Origin of the sequence: Mariniradius sediminis (genome assembly GCF_021491425.1) — a bacterium.
Lineage (GTDB): Bacteria > Bacteroidota > Bacteroidia > Cytophagales > Cyclobacteriaceae > Mariniradius > Mariniradius saccharolyticus.
Genome location: NZ_JAKEVZ010000009.1, coordinates 1 through 16,926 on the forward strand (window position 1 = coordinate 1; position 16,926 = coordinate 16,926).

Genomic DNA, 16,926 nt, shown 5'->3' on the forward strand with positions numbered 1-16,926 from the left:
CTTGGTTCTTTAAACCTGTCAGCTCCAAATATCGGGATAGTGCTCTACTAAGGCTATCGATGGATCGCTGGCAGGTTTTCAATTATACCACCCTTCTTGGTTAAATACAATCGATCAAATCTAAGGTGGCTATCGGTATGTAATTCCACCCTTTTATCAAAACCATCCACGATAGAGATCGGGATGTAATTGGAGCAGATATCCAAATACCGCATTGGAATATAGTTGACACCAAGGTTAATTACAAATTCTCTAAAAAAGAAAGGCGTAATTGGATCCACGACAGCAAACAGGTATGGTTATCGTCGGAAAATCCCTCAGCTACAAAAGCCCCGCCAATTCTCCCTTATTCCTAGGACACTCTCCCGACCGTGTCTTGACCATGTCTTGACAGTGTCCCGACCTCCACCCGAGTATACTCCGTGTTTATTCCGTGTATCAACTTTACACCCTTGCATGGTTGAATCAGGTGATTCATACTCAAGATGGATAGCGCTCCCTCACTTACATATCTTCGCCATCGCATCCAGGGCCTGCTTCAAGCCTGCCTCCGCGGCCTTTTGTAAATCCCGACAGGCCTCAGCCCTTTTCCCCAAATAATGGTAAGCCAAGCCCCTTTGGTAATTGGCCTGCAGCAGGTCGGGTTGGTAGTACAGTGCCAAGGTATAGGCGGCAACCGCATCGAGGTATAGTTGCTTCTGGTACAGGATGTTTCCCTTCGAAAAATAGGCTTGGGCGTCCATGGGATTGAGTCCTATCGCCCGGTTGTACAGCTCCAATGCCTGATCCGCCCGCTTGAGCTTTTGGAGCACATAAGCCTTATACTTCAGTGCTTCGGCGTCATCGGGTTGGATTTCCAGCACTTTGTCAAAGTCTGCGAGGGCTTCAGTCCACTTTTCCGCCCGCAAGCGTTGATAACCCCGCTGTTTGTAGGATAGCGCAAAGTCCGGCTGGTCCTCGATGGCTTGGTCGTAGAATTTCTCCGCACTTTCCCAATCGCCGGTGGCATTGGCCAAGGCAGCCAGGTATTGATGGGCCATCGGGTGATAAGGATTGATCTCGAGCGCTTTCATGAAATCCTCCTTGGCCCGGGCGGTATCACCGGCCATTTCGAAAGCCCTGCCGCGATGCAGGTAGTAATCCGCGGTCCCAGGTGCCAGCGAAATCGCTTGGTCAAAACTCTTTTTCGCTTCCCGCCACTCACCAAGTGCAAGCTGGCAGAGACCAATGTTTTCGAATACATGTGCATTGTTGCCGCTTTGCTGGGTAAAAACACCCGATACACCCGATTGGTAGCCCTTACGCTGGTAGATGATGGTTTGGGTCGGTCCGGGGGGAATATGGAGCAGATTGCTGAAATCCTCCAGGGCGAGCGCGTATTGTCCCAAGCGGTAGCGCATCGTGCCACGCAGGAAGATGCCGTCGTAATGCAAGGGGTCGAGTTCGAGGAGGCTGTTCAGGTCAGTCAAAGCGCCCTCCGTGTCTCCGGCCCTGTCCCGGACCAGGCTTCGGTAGTAGTAGGCTTCGGTCAGGTAAGGCCTATCCTGGATAATCCCGGAAAGAACGGCATGAGCATCCAAATGCTGCCCCTTGTCGGAAAGCCGCATCGCCTCTTCGATCTTCTCCTCAATCCTTTCGTCCTGGCCAAAGGAGGGGGTAATGAACAAAACCCAGGCTATGAAAATCCACCATTTCATAGAATGAATATACGGGTATACGGAATCATAAGTGAACTTGATTTCCAAATTTTCCCCAAAACCATCAATGGTTAATCGACATAAACATTCAATCAAAAAAGCCTCCCGAGTATAATCCCGGGAGGCTTTGGTATGTTGTTGAATTTTTTCCTAATATCTCAAATGCGTTGGATATCCGCCCCAATCGCGTTCAAGCGCTGATCGATATGCTGATAGCCGCGGTCTATCTGCTCGATATTGTCGATGATCGAGGTACCCTCTGCCGACATCGCCGCAATCAGCAGAGAAACACCCGCCCGGATATCGGGAGAGGTCATCCGGATGCCCCGGAGGGGATATTTCCGATCCAAGCCAATCACCGTGGCCCTGTGCGGATCACAAAGAATAATCTGTGCACCCATATCGATCAATTTGTCGACGAAGAACAATCGGCTCTCAAACATTTTTTGGTGTACCAGTACCGTCCCCTTGGCTTGGGTCGCCGTCACCAATACGATGCTTAGCAGGTCAGGCGTAAATCCCGGCCAAATCGCATCCGCGATCGTCAGGATCGATCCGTCAATGAAAGTATCAATTTCGTAGTGCTTTTGGGAAGGAATATGAATATCGTCTCCCCTGAAATCCATCTTGATCCCCATCCGCTTGAAAGTATCGGGAATGATCCCTAGGCGGTGGATTTGGGCATCCTTGATCGTAATGTCGGATTGGGTCATGGCTGCCATGCCGATAAAGGATCCTATTTCGATCATATCGGGCAGCATGGTATGTTCGGTACCCTTGAGTGCTTTGACCCCTTCGATGTGCAGCAAATTGGAACCAACACCCGTGATTTTGGCACCCATGCGGTTGAGCATGTCGCAAAGCTGTTGTAGGTAGGGCTCGCAGGCTGCATTATAAATGGTGGTTTTGCCCTCTGCAAGAACCGCTGCCATGACGATATTGGCTGTACCGGTCACGGAAGCCTCGTCCAAGAGCATGTAGGCCCCTTTCAGGTTTTTGCCATCGATATGGTAAATCTCGCGCTTGCTGTCGTAGTGGAACTCGGCTCCGAGTTTTTGGAAGCCAAAGAAGTGCGTATCCATCCGTCGGCGGCCAATCTTGTCACCTCCAGGCTTAGAGAGACGCCCATGTCCAAAGCGCGACAACAAGGGGCCCAAAATCATCACGGAACCGCGCAGTGCCGAAGCTTTTTTCAGGAATTCATCCGTATCCAGATATTGGAGGTTCACGTTGTCTGCCTCAAAGCTGTAGGACTCGGGTCCGAGCTTCTCGACTTTGACTCCCATATCCGAAAGCAAGTCGATCAACTTCACGACGTCCCGGATATTGGGGATCTTGTGGATGGTGACTTTTTCGGGCGTAAGCAAGACTGCACAAAGAATCTGCAGGGCCTCGTTTTTGGCGCCTTGGGGAATGATTTCGCCCTTGAGCTTCAGGCCGCCAGTGACTTTGAAAGATGACATTTATCTACGCTTTTTGGGGTGGCCGCCGATTCTTCTTCTGTTGTGGTCAAACTTCCTGCGGTGCTTGGCTGCACGATCCGTTTCTTGCTCGGAAGGAAGCTGGAAATCACGTCTGGTATTGGTTTCGAAAAGGCCCATTTCACGGACTTTGTCCAAATCGATATGGAGCTTACCCTTGGACAAGGTTTTGATATCGTCAAGGATAATCCCGTCGTCGAAATTGTCCCTGTTCCAAGTCGAATGGAAACTCCGCATCAGCTGTCCGATATAGATGATCGCAGCTTCTTGCTCTTCATCGTCTTCGATTTCGACAGCCTTCTCGATGAGCTTTTCGATGTTTCGACCATAGTGTTTGAACTTGACTTCTCCTTTCGGATAGCCGACGCGCTTGGGCTTGCGGTCAAGAATCTCGGGTTCGGGTGCGGGATAGGGTCCATCCACATCCAACTTGAAGTTGGACATGATGTGGAGGTCGTCCCAGATTTTTTGGTCATTCTCTGCCTTCATTTGGGGGTTGAGTTGTTTGACCATTTCCACCAGAAGAAAGGCGCTTTGTGTTCTTTTATCCCTATCCTCCATACCAGAAATATGTACGGCAAGACGTTGGATGTTTTTGCCGTATTCCTTCAGGATGACGGACTGTTTATTGGTTTCTGTATTGCTCATGGGGTTGTCCCGTCTAAGTAGTGATCAAGAAAAAAACTTGTATCAGGGATTGTTCAGTCGATGATTCGAAGCTTCGCAAAGCTAAGTAATAATGTTTTCTCTCCAAAATTTTCAAATTGTATCGTGGCTTTTCTGTTAAGTCCCTCAATTTCAATCCTAAGCACCTTCCCATATCCAAACTTCGGGTGCTCCACGAGCATGCCTTCTTTCAGGTTGTTGGTGTTGGATGGTTTGAAGTCGGGACTGGGGCTATGGACTTTGGCGGTGGTCATCGGCCTCACCTGCGGACCTTTGATGCCAATAAAGCCCGAACGGGGTTCGACAGACTCGTTTCTCAATGCCCCTGAAAGCGCGGTACTCATCCGCTTGTTGACCCGGATGGTAGCCGGATCGACTTCTTCCAGAAATCGGCTTGGTTCACAGTTCAGCAATCTGCCAAACCGGTACCGTGTCAAAGCATAGGTCAGGTAGAGCTTTTCCATCGCACGGGTGGTGGCAACGTAAAACAGCCTCCTTTCCTCTTCCAGGTCCTCCCGACTTTGCATCATCATTTGGGAAGGAAAAAGGTCTTCCTCCATGCCCACCACAAACACCTGCTTGAACTCCAGGCCCTTGGAAGAGTGGATCGTCATCAAAGTGACGGCGTCGCTTGTATCCTTGTCCCGGTCATTGTCCGTCAGCAAGGCAATTTCCTGCAAAAACGCTCCCAAGCTTTTATCTTCATTCTCAGGACTATCGACGTATTCCTTGATCGCATTGAGCAATTCCTGGACGTTTTCATAGCGGTTGAGCCCTTCGATGGTCTTGTCCTCATAGAGTTCCTTCAGGAGACCGGATTGCTTGGCAATGGTATTGGCGGCTTCATAGGCATCCTTTCGCTCCACTTCGATCCCAAAACTCTTGATCATCGTGGCGAAATCATCCACGGCATTGGCTGCCCGACCGCCCAGGAAACTATTGGCATTGAGGATCACTTCCCAAAGCGGGATATCATGTTCGTACGCTGCGACGATCATTTTCTCGACCGTACTGTCTCCGATGCCCCTTTTCGGAAAATTGATGATCCGCTTAAAAGCCTCCTCGTCGTCCTTATTGACCACATAGCGCATGTAGGCCATGAGGTCTTTGATTTCCTTTCTCTGGTAAAATGACAATCCGCCAACGATCTTGTAGGTGATGTTCATTTTCCGAAGGGCTTCCTCTATGGCACGGGATTGTGAGTTGGTACGGTACAGGACCGCAAAATCCGCGTTGTTGAGCTTCTTGTTGTTCTTTTCCTCAAAAATCGTGGTAGCCACCAGCTTTCCTTCCTCATTGTCCGAGCTTGCCTTGATCAGCTCGATCTGCTCGCCATGGTGGTTTTGGGTCCAGACTTCCTTTTTGAGTTGGGCCTTGTTTTTGGCAATGATGCTGTTGGCAGCCTGGACAATGTTCTTGGTAGAGCGGTAGTTTTGCTCCAGTTTGACCACAAACAAGTCCGGGTAGTCCCGCTCAAAATTGAGGATGTTTTGGATATCTGCACCTCTGAAGGCATAGATACTTTGCGCATCGTCGCCCACCACGCAGATGTTTTGGTGCACGGCAGCGAGTTTTTTGGTGATGAGGTATTGGGAAAGATTGGTATCCTGAAACTCGTCCACCATCACATACCGAAACCGCTGCTGGTACTTGTTCAACACATCCAAATGATCCCGGAAGAGGACATTGGTATTGAACAGCAGGTCGTCAAAATCCATCGCGCCGGATTTGAAAAGGCGCTTTTGATAAGTCTTGTAGATTTCGCCCATCAGCGGCTTCATCGCAAGCGCATCTTCATTTCTGAGGTCTGCATTTCCAAGATAAGCCTCCCACGAGATCAGTCTGTTTTTGGCACCGGAAATGCGGGAAAGAACCGTACTTGGCTTGTAGACCTTGTCGTCCAGTTTCATTTCCTTGACGATTGCCTTGATCAACGACTTGGAATCGTCCGTATCATAGATCGAAAAATTGGATGGATATCCCAGCAAATGCGACTCAACCCGCAGGATTTTGGCAAATGTCGAGTGGAAAGTCCCCATCCAGGTATTCCTTGCTTCCAGTCCGATCAATTTCTCGATCCGGTGCTTCATCTCACTTGCCGCCTTGTTGGTAAAGGTCAAGGCCAAAATCTGAAAGGGGTCAACGCCTTTGGCATGGATCAAATGCGCGATCCGCATCGTCAGGACACGGGTCTTACCCGAACCGGCACCTGCGATGATCATCAGGGGTCCTTCGGTATGTTCTACAGCTTCTCTTTGGGGGGGATTGAGTCCTTTTAAATAATCCATGCAACAAAACTCCAACAGCTTCCAAAGTTAAGGTTTTTTGTCGGGGGGGAAAGGAGATAACTGAAATGTTGTCCGTCACTGCTGGAAGTTTTTAGGCTAAAAAAATTCAAATTCCAACTTCAGCGTTTGCTTTAAAACAAGGCAGTCACCTGCATCCGTCCGATGTGTACGACCCGATCCAAACCTTCCGAATTCCTACCCTCGTAGACGACATTCATCTGAAGTCCCTCGCCGATCTTTTGCAGCAAGCTCAAGGTCCAAGTAATATTATTTCCCACAGTGAGTGCATTGAGCATCTCGTAACCGACGGGGCTATTGGCAATGCCATTGTACTCGAGGTAGGAATACCTAAGATTGGCATTCAGCGTGGTCTTGATGGCCTTGGCGTAACGGAGTTCCAGTCCTGCTTGGTGCATGATCGACTCTTCGTTGAATTCAGTGTTGGCGACATTTTGCTTGAGCGTGTATTGGTATAGCAAGGTCGTTCTGAACAGACTGCTTGGTTGCCAGGCGAGTTCGGGACCAAGTGCGGATTGTTCTACCCAATAATTCCTGTTTTCCAAAAAGTCCGAGTTGGAGATTCTCCTCCCCTTTTGTCCCAAAAGCCGCAGGTTGATACTTGGGCTGAAGTTATACCGGGTATTGAGTCGCCAGTCCTTTTGTGCCAAATCATCAAAACCCCCTGCGAGCAGTTGCTTGTTTTGGTTGTCAAAGAGAGAAAGGTCGAAGCCATATTTTGCAGAAGAACGATTGAAGAAAAACGTTGAACGAATTACCTGTCGGACGGACAACAAATCCTCCGGTGCAAATCCGCCGACAAACGGATTGACCCGATCCCAAAAATCATCTGAGGTGATTTTCTTCTCAATGCTGACGCTGGTGGTGTTGGAGAACTTCTGGAGAAACTTTTGCATCATTCCCCCATCGCGCCAGTTATCGGGAAACTTGGCATTGAGTCGATAATTGAATATCGTGGTGTAGGCCTGCACAAACTCCGTGGTGGGCACAAACACCTTGATGAAGTTCTTTTCTTCAGGATTGATCGCGAGGAAAAACTCATTGAGCTGCTGGATTCCGTCACCGTTGTCGTCGCGCCATGTATGCGTTCCTTCGCCAGTTGGCACGGGCAGAAACACAAATTCGCGCCTGAATTCCCTGCCATTCCCGAGTGCATAGCTCAATTCGTTTCGGATATTGTTTTTTGCCAAAGTCCCCAAATAATCAACTTTTCCAAGTACGGTCGTCTCCCTGCCGGCTCCTGTTCTGATCAAATCCAATTCACGATAGGTAAAGGTAGCGCTGAGATCGTGGTTATTGAACCGCCGTTTGAAACCGAAGTTGGTTTGCCGCGCTTCGGTATCCCGGACCATTACGCCATCGATCGGAAAATCATCCGCACGTACCGAAGCGTTGACAAATGCTGAAAAGGGAAGCGTGTCGTTGGTCTGCAAGTAGGCGAAATGCTCCAAAAAGTTCATCGCGGTACTCACGACCGAATCGCGTTCGATGTCCTTTACGGCATTGCGATCGAGGATCAAACGGTAGCCGGGGACAAGAATCCGGGACTTGTAACGAATGTCACCTGTATAGCGGACCCAAGCCGAATTGAGGCGATTGACGTCGGCATTGAGCCCAAAGAATTCCTGTTTAACAAAAATCCTCCTGCCAATCTGTTGGTTCCACTTCGCCAGGTGCTGCGTCCCTCCGAGCACCTGACCGCGGTTTCTAAGGTTAAAACGGTAGCTAAACTGATTGTCGGCGTCCTTGCTCAATTCGACCTGGGTATTGAAAATCCGCTCATGTGCCGGGACCGACATGTCCTCCTGCTGCAAGCTCCAGTCCCTGTCAAATTCGATGTAGCGCAGGCGGTCAATAAAGCTGAAATGCTGCGAATTGTATTCAAACTCGGTCAAAGACCGAAACTTGTAACCAGAAAAAACACCCAAAACCCTGTTTTCGGATAGTATACCTGACTTTACGCCAAATCCCTGGTTGGTCTCATTCCCCAAGTCGGAGAACAGGTTTTGGTCGGTATTTGAAAATGCCAACTCGGTATAGACCTGTTCATGTTCGGTAATTTTGACTCTGGATCCGGCGGTAAACATCTGCTTTTTGTTCGGTGCCGGCAGCGGGGCAAAAATCGAGTAATTGCCCTGCGGGACGCCTTGGATCGAGGGAACAAACCTAAAGACCGGGCCATTTGACAATTGCCTTTCCCTGACGTAATCGCCTTTTCCCTGTCCCACTTCCGTAAACGCGATCGCGAAATGGGCGACCTGCGGATCTGTCGAATACTCATAGTAGACGATAGGATTGCCAAGGTCATCGACATCTTCCAACTTCCGGTACAATATCCGATTTGGGTCGAAGGCTACACTGTCTACTCGCGGCACGAGGGCACTGCCCACATCGTTTCCCACCGAGGCCAAAAGCCGCTTGTCTTCGTCTGTCATGTCAAAAAACAGCGGTCGATTGCGGTTATCCTGTTCCCGGTAGTAATTCATGTACAATGACACCCGGTCGGTCTCTTGGATATGGTTGGCAGTAAGGATGGATCTCGAATAGTTACGCTCCGCATATTCGAAATCGATCCGAATACGTGTGTATTGGGTAATCAAGACATTGGGAGTGAAGGTGATCTCGCCTTGGTTGTAGTCGATGACATAGTCGTAGTTGAATCCGCGCTGCAGCAGTCTGCCGTCATAAAACACCCGCTCCGAATTGGCCATGATGATGACGAAGCGCTCGTTTTGGGGTCCGGGAATGCGGTAGGGTCCCAAGGTTCCCTCACTGACTTCTAGGACGATGGACGCAAACTTGCCCTTGGCCACTGAAATCCCGCCTTGGGTAGAAGCCTTCCATTTATCTCCGAGGCGATAGTTGGTAGTGGCTTGTGTACCCTGCACGTTTTTGTAATAGCGTAGAAACTCAGACCTGCGTTGCGTCAAAACCACGTCTCCAGCCGCCAAATTGAATCGATCGTTGTACAATTCGACCAACACCCTGTCAAAATCCTGCAACTGTTGGGTGTTTCCTTCCGGCTGAAAGGGTACGTTTTGGTCGGTAATGCTGGCGCGGATATTGAGATTCTCGGCAAGCTGTCCGCTGAGTTGGAGGTTGAGGGAAGAATTGACGAAGAGGTTTTGGGTGTTCCCAAAAGAAACTCCTCGGGTAAGGTTCCCGGATTTGTTGAGGTTGGTACTAGGAAAAAGCTCCTCCCGAAAATCGAATGTCTGCACTGCCTTGCGCCGATTGTCCTTGAACAGTGCCATCGAATCATAATCAGCGGCCAATGTCCTGCGTGCGTATGTCTTGGAAAAATCATACGGAAAAGTCCGATAGCAAATCAGCAGTGAATCGGGGACTTGCTGTGCTTCCAGGCTAATCTTGATCTGCTTGGTAGCCAGCGAATATTGGTAAGGATAGGATTTTTGGCTTTTGTCCGTCACTCGGATACTTTCCTCTGCGACCGGAAGCGAATCCAACACAAATGCCTTTCCCACCTCCTGGGTTGAAACCCAGCGGCATCGTTCCTGCTGGGCCCAAGCGGCAGGACCCAGCAATAGCATGCAACCCAGAAGGGTGAGGAAGAAGGAGGAGCGCATCAAATGGCGAATAAACTCCCTAAGGTACTATTTTCAATAAGAACTAGGCGTGTAGCAGAACACAAAGCATTTTAACGGGTACAAAAGAAAAAAATCCGGGAGCCAAGTCCAATGCTTGCGATCAATGTGGTTCTGTATCAAGGGCTAGATCAAAAGAAAGGAAGAAAGACGTTCCTTTCCCTTCCTCGGTCTCGAACCATATTTTTCCACCCTCAGTCTCCACGCCCCGCTTCGCGATCGCCAATCCAAGACCCGAGCCTTCGGATTTAGTACTGAAGTTTGGCATGAATATCTTCTTTCTCAAGTCTTTGGGAATTCCCTTCCCATTGTCCCTTACCTCCAGGACGACTTGGTTGTCCACTTCCCTCAGAAACACATGTATTACGGGCTTTCTATTCGGGTCATAGGCCTGAAATCCATTGATAATCAAGTTGGCAACTATCCTTCCAAAAAGCTGTTTATCCCCTACGACAGGAAGGGTATCTCGATCCGTAAGATCTCCAAAAATGACCTTCTCATTTTCCCTGTTTTTGAAAAGCTCCAAAGTGCCCGTCACCAATTCCTTGAAATCCATCAATTCCTTCTTCGGCGTCGGCATTTTGGCAAAGTTGGAAAATGAGGTAGCGATGTCACTCAAGGTATCGACTTGATGAATTAAAGTTTCCACCGGTTTCTTGAGCTTTTTCGGATCGTCCAGATTGCCCTCTGCCTGAAGCCTCAGCATATGCTGCAGGGTGAGCTTCATCGGTGTGAGCGGGTTTTTGATCTCGTGGGCTACCTGCTTGGCCATTTCCCGCCACGCGGATTCCTTCTCGGACTCGGCAAGGTCCTTTTTACTTTCCTCCAACTTGTAGAGCATGTTGTTGTATTCGTTGACAAGCATGCCGATCTCATCGTTGGCAGGCCAGTACATCGGTTCGTTGTTATCGAGGCCCGTTGATTTGAGTTTTTGGGTAAGAAGCTTAAATGGAAAAGTCAGGTTTCGGGAAACAAAATAGGAAATGAACAAAAACAGCACGAAGACCAATACGAAGATATTGATAATGTTGCTCAGCACATCCGCAATCAAGAAATCCAGTTCGGTCTCGGACTCGAAAAACGGTACGGCAACAATAGCCTGTACCTCCTGTCCATCTTTGGATCTAATAGCCGAATAAACAGATTTGAAATTAAGATTGCCGATCTTCTCCTCAAGTAACGTGATATTGTTTTGCCCCTCCACCAAATCGACGATTGCCCGAGGATTGATAAACTCGGTAAGGACCTTCTTTTCGAAGATATTGGGTTGCGAAGTGGCCATCAGGTAGCCAAACCGATTGTATAAATTAATGTCTGTGTCCGCGGTTCCCGACAGGTTATTCATCACCTCTTGCAGCTCGTCACGTTCAAGCAAACCCTCTTTGCGTCGCTCGATCACAGGCGTCAGGTTATCCCGCACGAGGGATGCCTTTTGGATATACTGCCTGTGAAGTTCTTCTTGGTAAGAATTTGTGAACAGCCCCACGATGATCAAGCTGATGACGAAAATCGGCACAAAAAAGGCGAAATTCAGGTAGAGTTGGAGCTTGGTCGCATAGGTGAAGTCTACTTTTCCCCTTTTCACCAAAAGCGTCCCGAAAATCATACCGATCAGCGTAAAGATGATAAAACCCAAAAAATACAGGGAAATATCCGCAAGGATATAATAGATCGGGTAAACAGAGGAAGAGACAATCACCACCTTTTGCTCCTGCCTCACCCCAATATGGTGATATCCGCCACGGTAAATCCCCTTTTCGAATAATGCGGGCTGATTGAGCAAATCATCCAAACCCGATGCGCGGTAGTTGAACAATCCGACCCCATATTGCAGCTGTCCATCTTCGTAGACAGCAAAGTCGAACTTCTTCTCATTAATCCCACCCATGAACTTTTGGTCGATCAGCAATTTGGGGAAGACCGAGCCCGGCAGCACCCGTAGTTGGTCGAGCTCCAAGAAAATTGTTCCTAGGTACACGTCCTGCCGAAACATGGGTATAAAAGCAAAATATTGGCTTCCATCCCTTTCAGTGCCTCGTTTTGTAAAATAAAGACCGCGGACGGAAGTGGCATTATCGCTGTTGATATAGCGGCGCTGCAACTCTTCCAAGTTTGCCGTGGAACTCCGATCGAGAATATTCTCTCCCGCAGCGTTGAATGCACTGATTTTCAATAGGTACTGATCAAAATAATTGATCATGTGTATTTTCCTTATCTTTTTGTCGATGGCATCCTTTTGCATCAAAGGATCAGAAAGGGTATTTTTGATGAACAAATCATTCCCGATTCGTTGAATGATGTCGGCAAGGAAAAACTCCGCCAAAACATCGTTTTCCACCAACTGCTCTGTCCCAAAACTCACCTTTGACTTATAATTCCGCTCCAAATACACTTCGTGTGAAGCTACTCCCGTCACTATTGCGGTCATCAGGCAGCCAAAAAAGAAAATCAGAAAGGCGTTTAAACCAATCTTGAAGATGTGGCGGTACAAACTGAAGTTGACAACAACTGCCAAGAGGAGGAAATGTGCTGCGAAAGCAATTGACCACACCCAATCCCAATATGCCAGAAATACCAAAACAGGTATGGCAAATCCAACCAATAGGTAAATAGCATGGGGCTTTTTGAATGGGTTTTTATGGAAAAAAAGACCCAATACCAAAACTGAAAACAGAAAGTAGCCTGCACCTCCCAAATACACGATCGCCAAACTGATGACCATGTACTTGTCCAAAGTTGGAAGGTTCAGAATATTGAGGTCCCATTGGGAGTTGGACAGGATATCGATATACAATCCATAAAATGCTATCAAGCAAAGGGTAGACGCCGTATAGGCCAAAAGCAGGTAAATGCCGTTCTCTTGCGCTATCACCCGGTTTTTCACCCAACTCTTGAACTCATCCTTGGAAAAAAGCGAAAACACCATCCCAAAAACGATCGATGCGCAAACCATGTTCAGGAACAAATCACCCAAACTCGAATTGAACCATGACGAGGCATAACCTGATGGATCGAACAAATCGAAATTGAAGAAGCTCTGGGGAAAGCTGAAAAATATCATCAAAGCCCGAACAACCGTCAATACGAACGTTGCATAGAAGATCGCTTTCCAATAATTTCCTTTGCGCCAATTTAGCCTGACCATCCCAAAGGTAAGGACCGTCAGCAATGCCATCAGCGAAAAGAAGAAAACCAACACAGCAATCTTATTGCCAGGTTCATCGGGCATCATCTCCGGGTCAAACTGAACTGAAAACAGAAACTCTCCACGCTTACCGGTGATATCCAAAAAACCCGGTTCCTGGGTAGCGGAAAGAGTCAGCGGGGGATCATTGAAAACCGCTGAATTGAATCCCGACTCAAGGTATTGGTTTTGAAAGTCTCTTTTTTGGTACAGGGGATACCATTGTACCAACCAATATCCTTGGCTGTTTCTTGAAAACCTGCGGATTTTAGAGTAGTAGATTCCCTTGCTGTTTTCCAAAATACGCTGGGTTTCCTTTGGATTGATCATGTCAAAGGACGGCATGTGTGAAAAATCAGACCAATACACCAAGTCCCCAGCCTCGGAAAAAACATAATAAGGATGAAACGCCTCGACAGTCAGTGTGGTAAAGGTGAGTGGATCTTCGGGACGATTATCGAGCAACAGCCGCAAATAGTCCTGTCCAAATTCATCTTCGATCTTTTGGATCTTTTCGGAAATCGACGCCGCAAGTCTATCCTCCTCTTTTTCCTGAAACAGAAAAAAACTTAACATAAAAAATACCCCCAATCCGAGGAGGGCCAAAAACAAAAAAAATCTGGTGGACTGCTGCATAACCATAAGTTACGCAAAAAGCAAAATCCGTACCCCTACTTTGATCATGAATCAATATTTTTCACCGTGAAAAAGAAATTTCTTCTTCCGGCTCTTTGCATGGCGGTACCACAGGTATCCCAATACCATTGCTATGATGTAGGGCATACTCAGTAGGTACAGAATCCCCATATTCAAGCCAGCACCAATTGTCGTTTCTCCGTTACTGACGTTGTTTTCGATAGTCGTACGGCACATAGCGCACTGGGAATAGGAAATACCATGACTCATCAAAAAGACCAATGCGGAAAAGAATAGGGTTTTGAAGATTTTCATTTTTCCTTGCTATTTGTCAGAAATTATAATAAGGCCTAATCATAAGATAGACAATAACACCAGTCATGGACACATAAAGCCAAATAGGATAAGCAAACTTAACGATTTTTCTATGTTTGGCCCTTTGGTCTGTATGTCCGTAGTAATATGCCAACAGGATCGGAAAAAGGGCTACCGCCGCCAATACAATATGGGTAATGAGGATGAAGTAATAAACTGGTCGTATCCAGCCTTGCCCCCCGAAAGGCGTACTTTCGGCGGAGGCATGGTAGATCACATATGATACCAAAAAAATCGCTCCCAGTCCCATAGCCGTTGTGATAGCAGCCCTATGAAATTCGATATTTCCCTGTTTGATAAATGCCAACCCCAAAATAAGCGATAGCGATGCAGCCGTGTTGATCACTGCGTTAAGGTGTGGGAGAAAGTACACCCAGTCACTTGCTAGGTCCAACTTGGAAGGCATAAACAGTAAGATTGCTACGACAACAGGGACTGCAATCGCAATCGCCACAATCCCCCTGTAAACTTTCTTTTCGTTACCAACAGAAATAGTGCTATTCTTTTCCATGCATTAGAATTTTAATCTCCAATATCAATCTATCAACCTCATCTCGATTCGTACCGCTGTAATATCCACGAATCCTGCCTTCCCCATCTACCAATACAAATTTGTCGCTGTGCACAAAATCCTCTGCCACGCCCATCCCATCGAGCGTTGGGAGGATAAAGCCGCAGCGTGCGAGTTCATAAATCTTTGTTTTGTCACCGGTCAGAAAATGCCATTTTCCAGCAGTCGCATTGTGATCTTTGGCATAAGATGCAAGGATTTCCGACGTGTCATACTCCGGATCAATAGAAATCGAAAATATTTGCACGTCGGATTCATCCCGAAAAGCGGCATCCACACGCTCCATTTCTTTGGACATCACAGGGCATATACTCGGGCAAGAAGTAAAGAAAAAATCCACCACGGTGATTTTGTCCTTCATGTCCTTTCTACCCCGGGTCTTGGCGTCTTGGTCCGTCAGCTCAAAATCAGGAATGTAATGCTGTCCGCTTTCCACGACGTTGCATTCCTTAAAAGGATTTTCCACCCCATCTTGGTAGTAAATCGGGATATCGTACTGGTTGGTACCGAATGTCTTGAGAAACAGGATGATCAGCACTGGAATCATCAGGATACAGAGCAAAACAAGCCCCTGCAATATCCTTAGTCCTTTCATGTTTGTCGATGCTTTGAGTAGTAAACAAAAAAGTAGGTTGAAGTTCTCCCTCCAACCTACTTTTTTTCAAAATTTTATTCTAAAGACAAATCACCACCTGATGTGGAAAATGTCGGTTCCTTCCTTCACTAATGCTATCACCAACCATACCAGGAAAATCAGCGGCACGATGATGGAATAGAACAAGGGCTTAGCCTCATCTCCCAAGTGCATAAATACCATCATGATGTATTTCGCTTTCCAGATCGTCAGTGCGATGAAGATACCATAGAGGAGCAAGCCTCTCGGGATGGTAAACGCAAATACGAATTCGATTGAGGTCAAGATCAAAAGTATGAAAGCTGTTTTCCAAATTTTCTTGATTTTCTCCTCGTCTCTAGGAATTACTTCCAATGCCGGTTTATTTCCGTGTGATGCCATATACAATATATCGTTAGATCAAATAGAAGAATGTAAATACAAATACCCAAACCAAGTCTACAAAGTGCCAGTAGAGACCAATCTTTTCAACCATCTCATAGTGACCTCTCCTCTCGTACACGCCAACGGCAGATTGGTAAAACGCAAGGAACAAAAGGAAAACGCCAATGGTCACGTGGAATCCGTGGAAACCGGTAATGAAGAAAAACAACTGCGCAAATGCCGCTGGACCATATTCATTCACCGAAAGATTCGCCCCATGCACAGTCTCGGTAACCACCTGACCCAGTTTATTGACGTAGGTGATTAATGAACCACCATGAGTTCCATGGATAAAGTGGGTCCATTCCCAAGCTTGGCAGCTCAAGAAGGTAATACCACCAAGAAGCGTCCAAAGTAGCCATTTGGTGACGTCATTTCTGTCATTTCTGTGGCCTGCCTCTACTGCGAGAACCATCGTCACGGAGCTCATGATCAAAATAAATGTCATCAAGCCCACAAAAGCCAACGGAGGATGCACACTGTGGGTGAATGGAATGGCGTCAAACACCATTTCAGGCACAGGCCAGTATTCATTCGAGCCTACAAACTGGTCTGCCGGTCCAGCATACGCCGGATAACTTACCCTGATCGAGGCATAGGTGATCAAAAATGCGGCAAAGGTGAAGATATCCGAGAGCAGGAAAAACCACATCATGAGTTTCCCGTAGCTCGCTTTCAGTGGCTCGTTACCACCTCCCCAGACACCTCTTTTGGGGCTCACCCCAATCGCTGTTGCAGTCGTTGACATATAAATTCAGTTTACTATTAATGGTTCAATAAAAGGAACATAAACAAATAAATCCACAAACCTCCGAGGAAATGCCAATACGTTACCAACATTTCCATCCTATCCATACTCTTTGAATGGACTTCGTACTTGAAGGACGAAATTAATACAATAATCAGAAATATCACACCACTGATCAGGTGCAAGGCATGTAGTCCTGTGAAAACATAAAGAAATGATCCCGCAGGATTACCCACGAAGAATACATCCCGGTCAACTAAGGCGACCCAACTGTACCACTGACCAACAAGGAAAGTGAGACCGAGTACCGTAGTAATGATCATGCCGGTTTTCAAATTACCCAATTCATCCTTTTTTGCTGAAAGATACGACCAATGAAGCGTCACACTACTCAGGATAATCACCCCGGTCGTATACCAAAATATTTCAGGCAAATCAAACTCCAGCCAATTCCCCTCAGACTGTCTCACAATATATGCACTTGTCATCGAGGCGAATATCATAACCACCGTAACGATAAACAGCCACAGTGCGAACTTCTTTGGATGCATCGCTATCGGCTGCTCCGCATTCTCTACAAAGGCAAATTTTTCTTCCATC

The 16,926-nt window shown here is 47.4% G+C and carries 12 protein-coding genes; all 12 read right to left on the minus strand.

Annotated elements, in window-relative coordinates:
• Positions 1-500: 500 nt before the first annotated feature.
• Positions 501-1,697 carry a tetratricopeptide repeat protein gene (locus L0U89_RS12320; protein WP_234861805.1) on the minus strand — a complete coding sequence of 399 codons (1,197 nt, stop codon included), beginning with the start codon at positions 1,695-1,697 and terminating at the stop codon, positions 501-503.
• Between the two features lie 158 nt (positions 1,698-1,855).
• The gene (murA, locus tag L0U89_RS12325) at positions 1,856-3,160 is read right to left on the minus strand and encodes a UDP-N-acetylglucosamine 1-carboxyvinyltransferase (protein WP_234861806.1); all 1,305 of its coding nucleotides are present in this window, start codon (positions 3,158-3,160) and stop codon (positions 1,856-1,858) included.
• Entirely contained in the window at positions 3,161-3,826 is a 666-nt protein-coding gene (locus tag L0U89_RS12330) for a DUF4290 domain-containing protein (RefSeq protein WP_234861807.1), read from the minus strand.
• 53 nt (positions 3,827-3,879) lie between these two features.
• Entirely contained in the window at positions 3,880-6,132 is a 2,253-nt protein-coding gene (locus L0U89_RS12335) for an ATP-dependent helicase (RefSeq protein ID WP_234861808.1), read from the minus strand.
• A gap of 131 nt (positions 6,133-6,263) precedes the next feature.
• The gene (locus L0U89_RS12340; protein ID WP_234861809.1) at positions 6,264-9,737 is read right to left on the minus strand and encodes a DUF8818 domain-containing protein; all 3,474 of its coding nucleotides are present in this window, start codon (positions 9,735-9,737) and stop codon (positions 6,264-6,266) included.
• A 121-nt stretch (positions 9,738-9,858) separates the two neighbouring features.
• The gene (locus L0U89_RS12345) at positions 9,859-13,515 is read right to left on the minus strand and encodes a sensor histidine kinase (RefSeq protein ID WP_234861810.1); all 3,657 of its coding nucleotides are present in this window, start codon (positions 13,513-13,515) and stop codon (positions 9,859-9,861) included.
• A 111-nt stretch (positions 13,516-13,626) separates the two neighbouring features.
• Entirely contained in the window at positions 13,627-13,890 is a 264-nt protein-coding gene (locus L0U89_RS12350) for a hypothetical protein (RefSeq protein ID WP_234861811.1), read from the minus strand.
• 16 nt (positions 13,891-13,906) lie between these two features.
• Positions 13,907-14,461 carry a DUF420 domain-containing protein gene (locus L0U89_RS12355; RefSeq protein WP_234861812.1) on the minus strand — a complete coding sequence of 185 codons (555 nt, stop codon included), beginning with the start codon at positions 14,459-14,461 and terminating at the stop codon, positions 13,907-13,909.
• Entirely contained in the window at positions 14,448-15,116 is a 669-nt protein-coding gene (locus L0U89_RS12360) for an SCO family protein (RefSeq protein WP_234861813.1), read from the minus strand. Before L0U89_RS12360 ends, L0U89_RS12355 begins: the two co-directional genes overlap by 14 nt.
• 90 nt (positions 15,117-15,206) lie before the next feature.
• Positions 15,207-15,536: a cytochrome C oxidase subunit IV family protein gene (locus L0U89_RS12365; RefSeq protein ID WP_040480246.1), complete on the minus strand. Its 330-nt coding sequence runs from the start codon at positions 15,534-15,536 to the stop codon at positions 15,207-15,209.
• A gap of 13 nt (positions 15,537-15,549) precedes the next feature.
• On the minus strand, positions 15,550-16,326 hold the full coding sequence (locus L0U89_RS12370) for a cytochrome c oxidase subunit 3 (protein WP_234861814.1): 777 nt from the start codon (positions 16,324-16,326) through the stop codon (positions 15,550-15,552).
• 17 nt (positions 16,327-16,343) lie between these two features.
• Complete coding sequence (locus tag L0U89_RS12375) at positions 16,344-16,925, minus strand: cytochrome c oxidase subunit 3 (protein ID WP_008627755.1); 582 nt, start codon at positions 16,923-16,925, stop codon at positions 16,344-16,346.
• Position 16,926: the final 1 nt, after the last annotated feature.

Excerpts from the sequence above, each read along its gene's own strand:
- L0U89_RS12320 (WP_234861805.1), bottom strand. The coding sequence starts at position 1,697 with ATGAAATGGTGGATTTTCATAGCCTGGGTTTTGTTCATTACCCCCTCC.
- murA (WP_234861806.1), bottom strand. The coding sequence starts at position 3,160 with ATGTCATCTTTCAAAGTCACTGGCGGCCTGAAGCTCAAGGGCGAAATC.
- L0U89_RS12330 (WP_234861807.1), bottom strand. The coding sequence starts at position 3,826 with ATGAGCAATACAGAAACCAATAAACAGTCCGTCATCCTGAAGGAATAC.
- L0U89_RS12335 (WP_234861808.1), bottom strand. The coding sequence starts at position 6,132 with ATGGATTATTTAAAAGGACTCAATCCCCCCCAAAGAGAAGCTGTAGAA.
- L0U89_RS12340 (WP_234861809.1), bottom strand. The coding sequence starts at position 9,737 with ATGCGCTCCTCCTTCTTCCTCACCCTTCTGGGTTGCATGCTATTGCTG.
- L0U89_RS12345 (WP_234861810.1), bottom strand. The coding sequence starts at position 13,515 with ATGTTAAGTTTTTTTCTGTTTCAGGAAAAAGAGGAGGATAGACTTGCG.
- L0U89_RS12350 (WP_234861811.1), bottom strand. The coding sequence starts at position 13,890 with ATGAAAATCTTCAAAACCCTATTCTTTTCCGCATTGGTCTTTTTGATG.
- L0U89_RS12355 (WP_234861812.1), bottom strand. The coding sequence starts at position 14,461 with ATGGAAAAGAATAGCACTATTTCTGTTGGTAACGAAAAGAAAGTTTAC.
- L0U89_RS12360 (WP_234861813.1), bottom strand. The coding sequence starts at position 15,116 with ATGAAAGGACTAAGGATATTGCAGGGGCTTGTTTTGCTCTGTATCCTG.
- L0U89_RS12365 (WP_040480246.1), bottom strand. The coding sequence starts at position 15,536 with ATGGCATCACACGGAAATAAACCGGCATTGGAAGTAATTCCTAGAGAC.
- L0U89_RS12370 (WP_234861814.1), bottom strand. The coding sequence starts at position 16,326 with ATGTCAACGACTGCAACAGCGATTGGGGTGAGCCCCAAAAGAGGTGTC.
- L0U89_RS12375 (WP_008627755.1), bottom strand. The coding sequence starts at position 16,925 with ATGGAAGAAAAATTTGCCTTTGTAGAGAATGCGGAGCAGCCGATAGCG.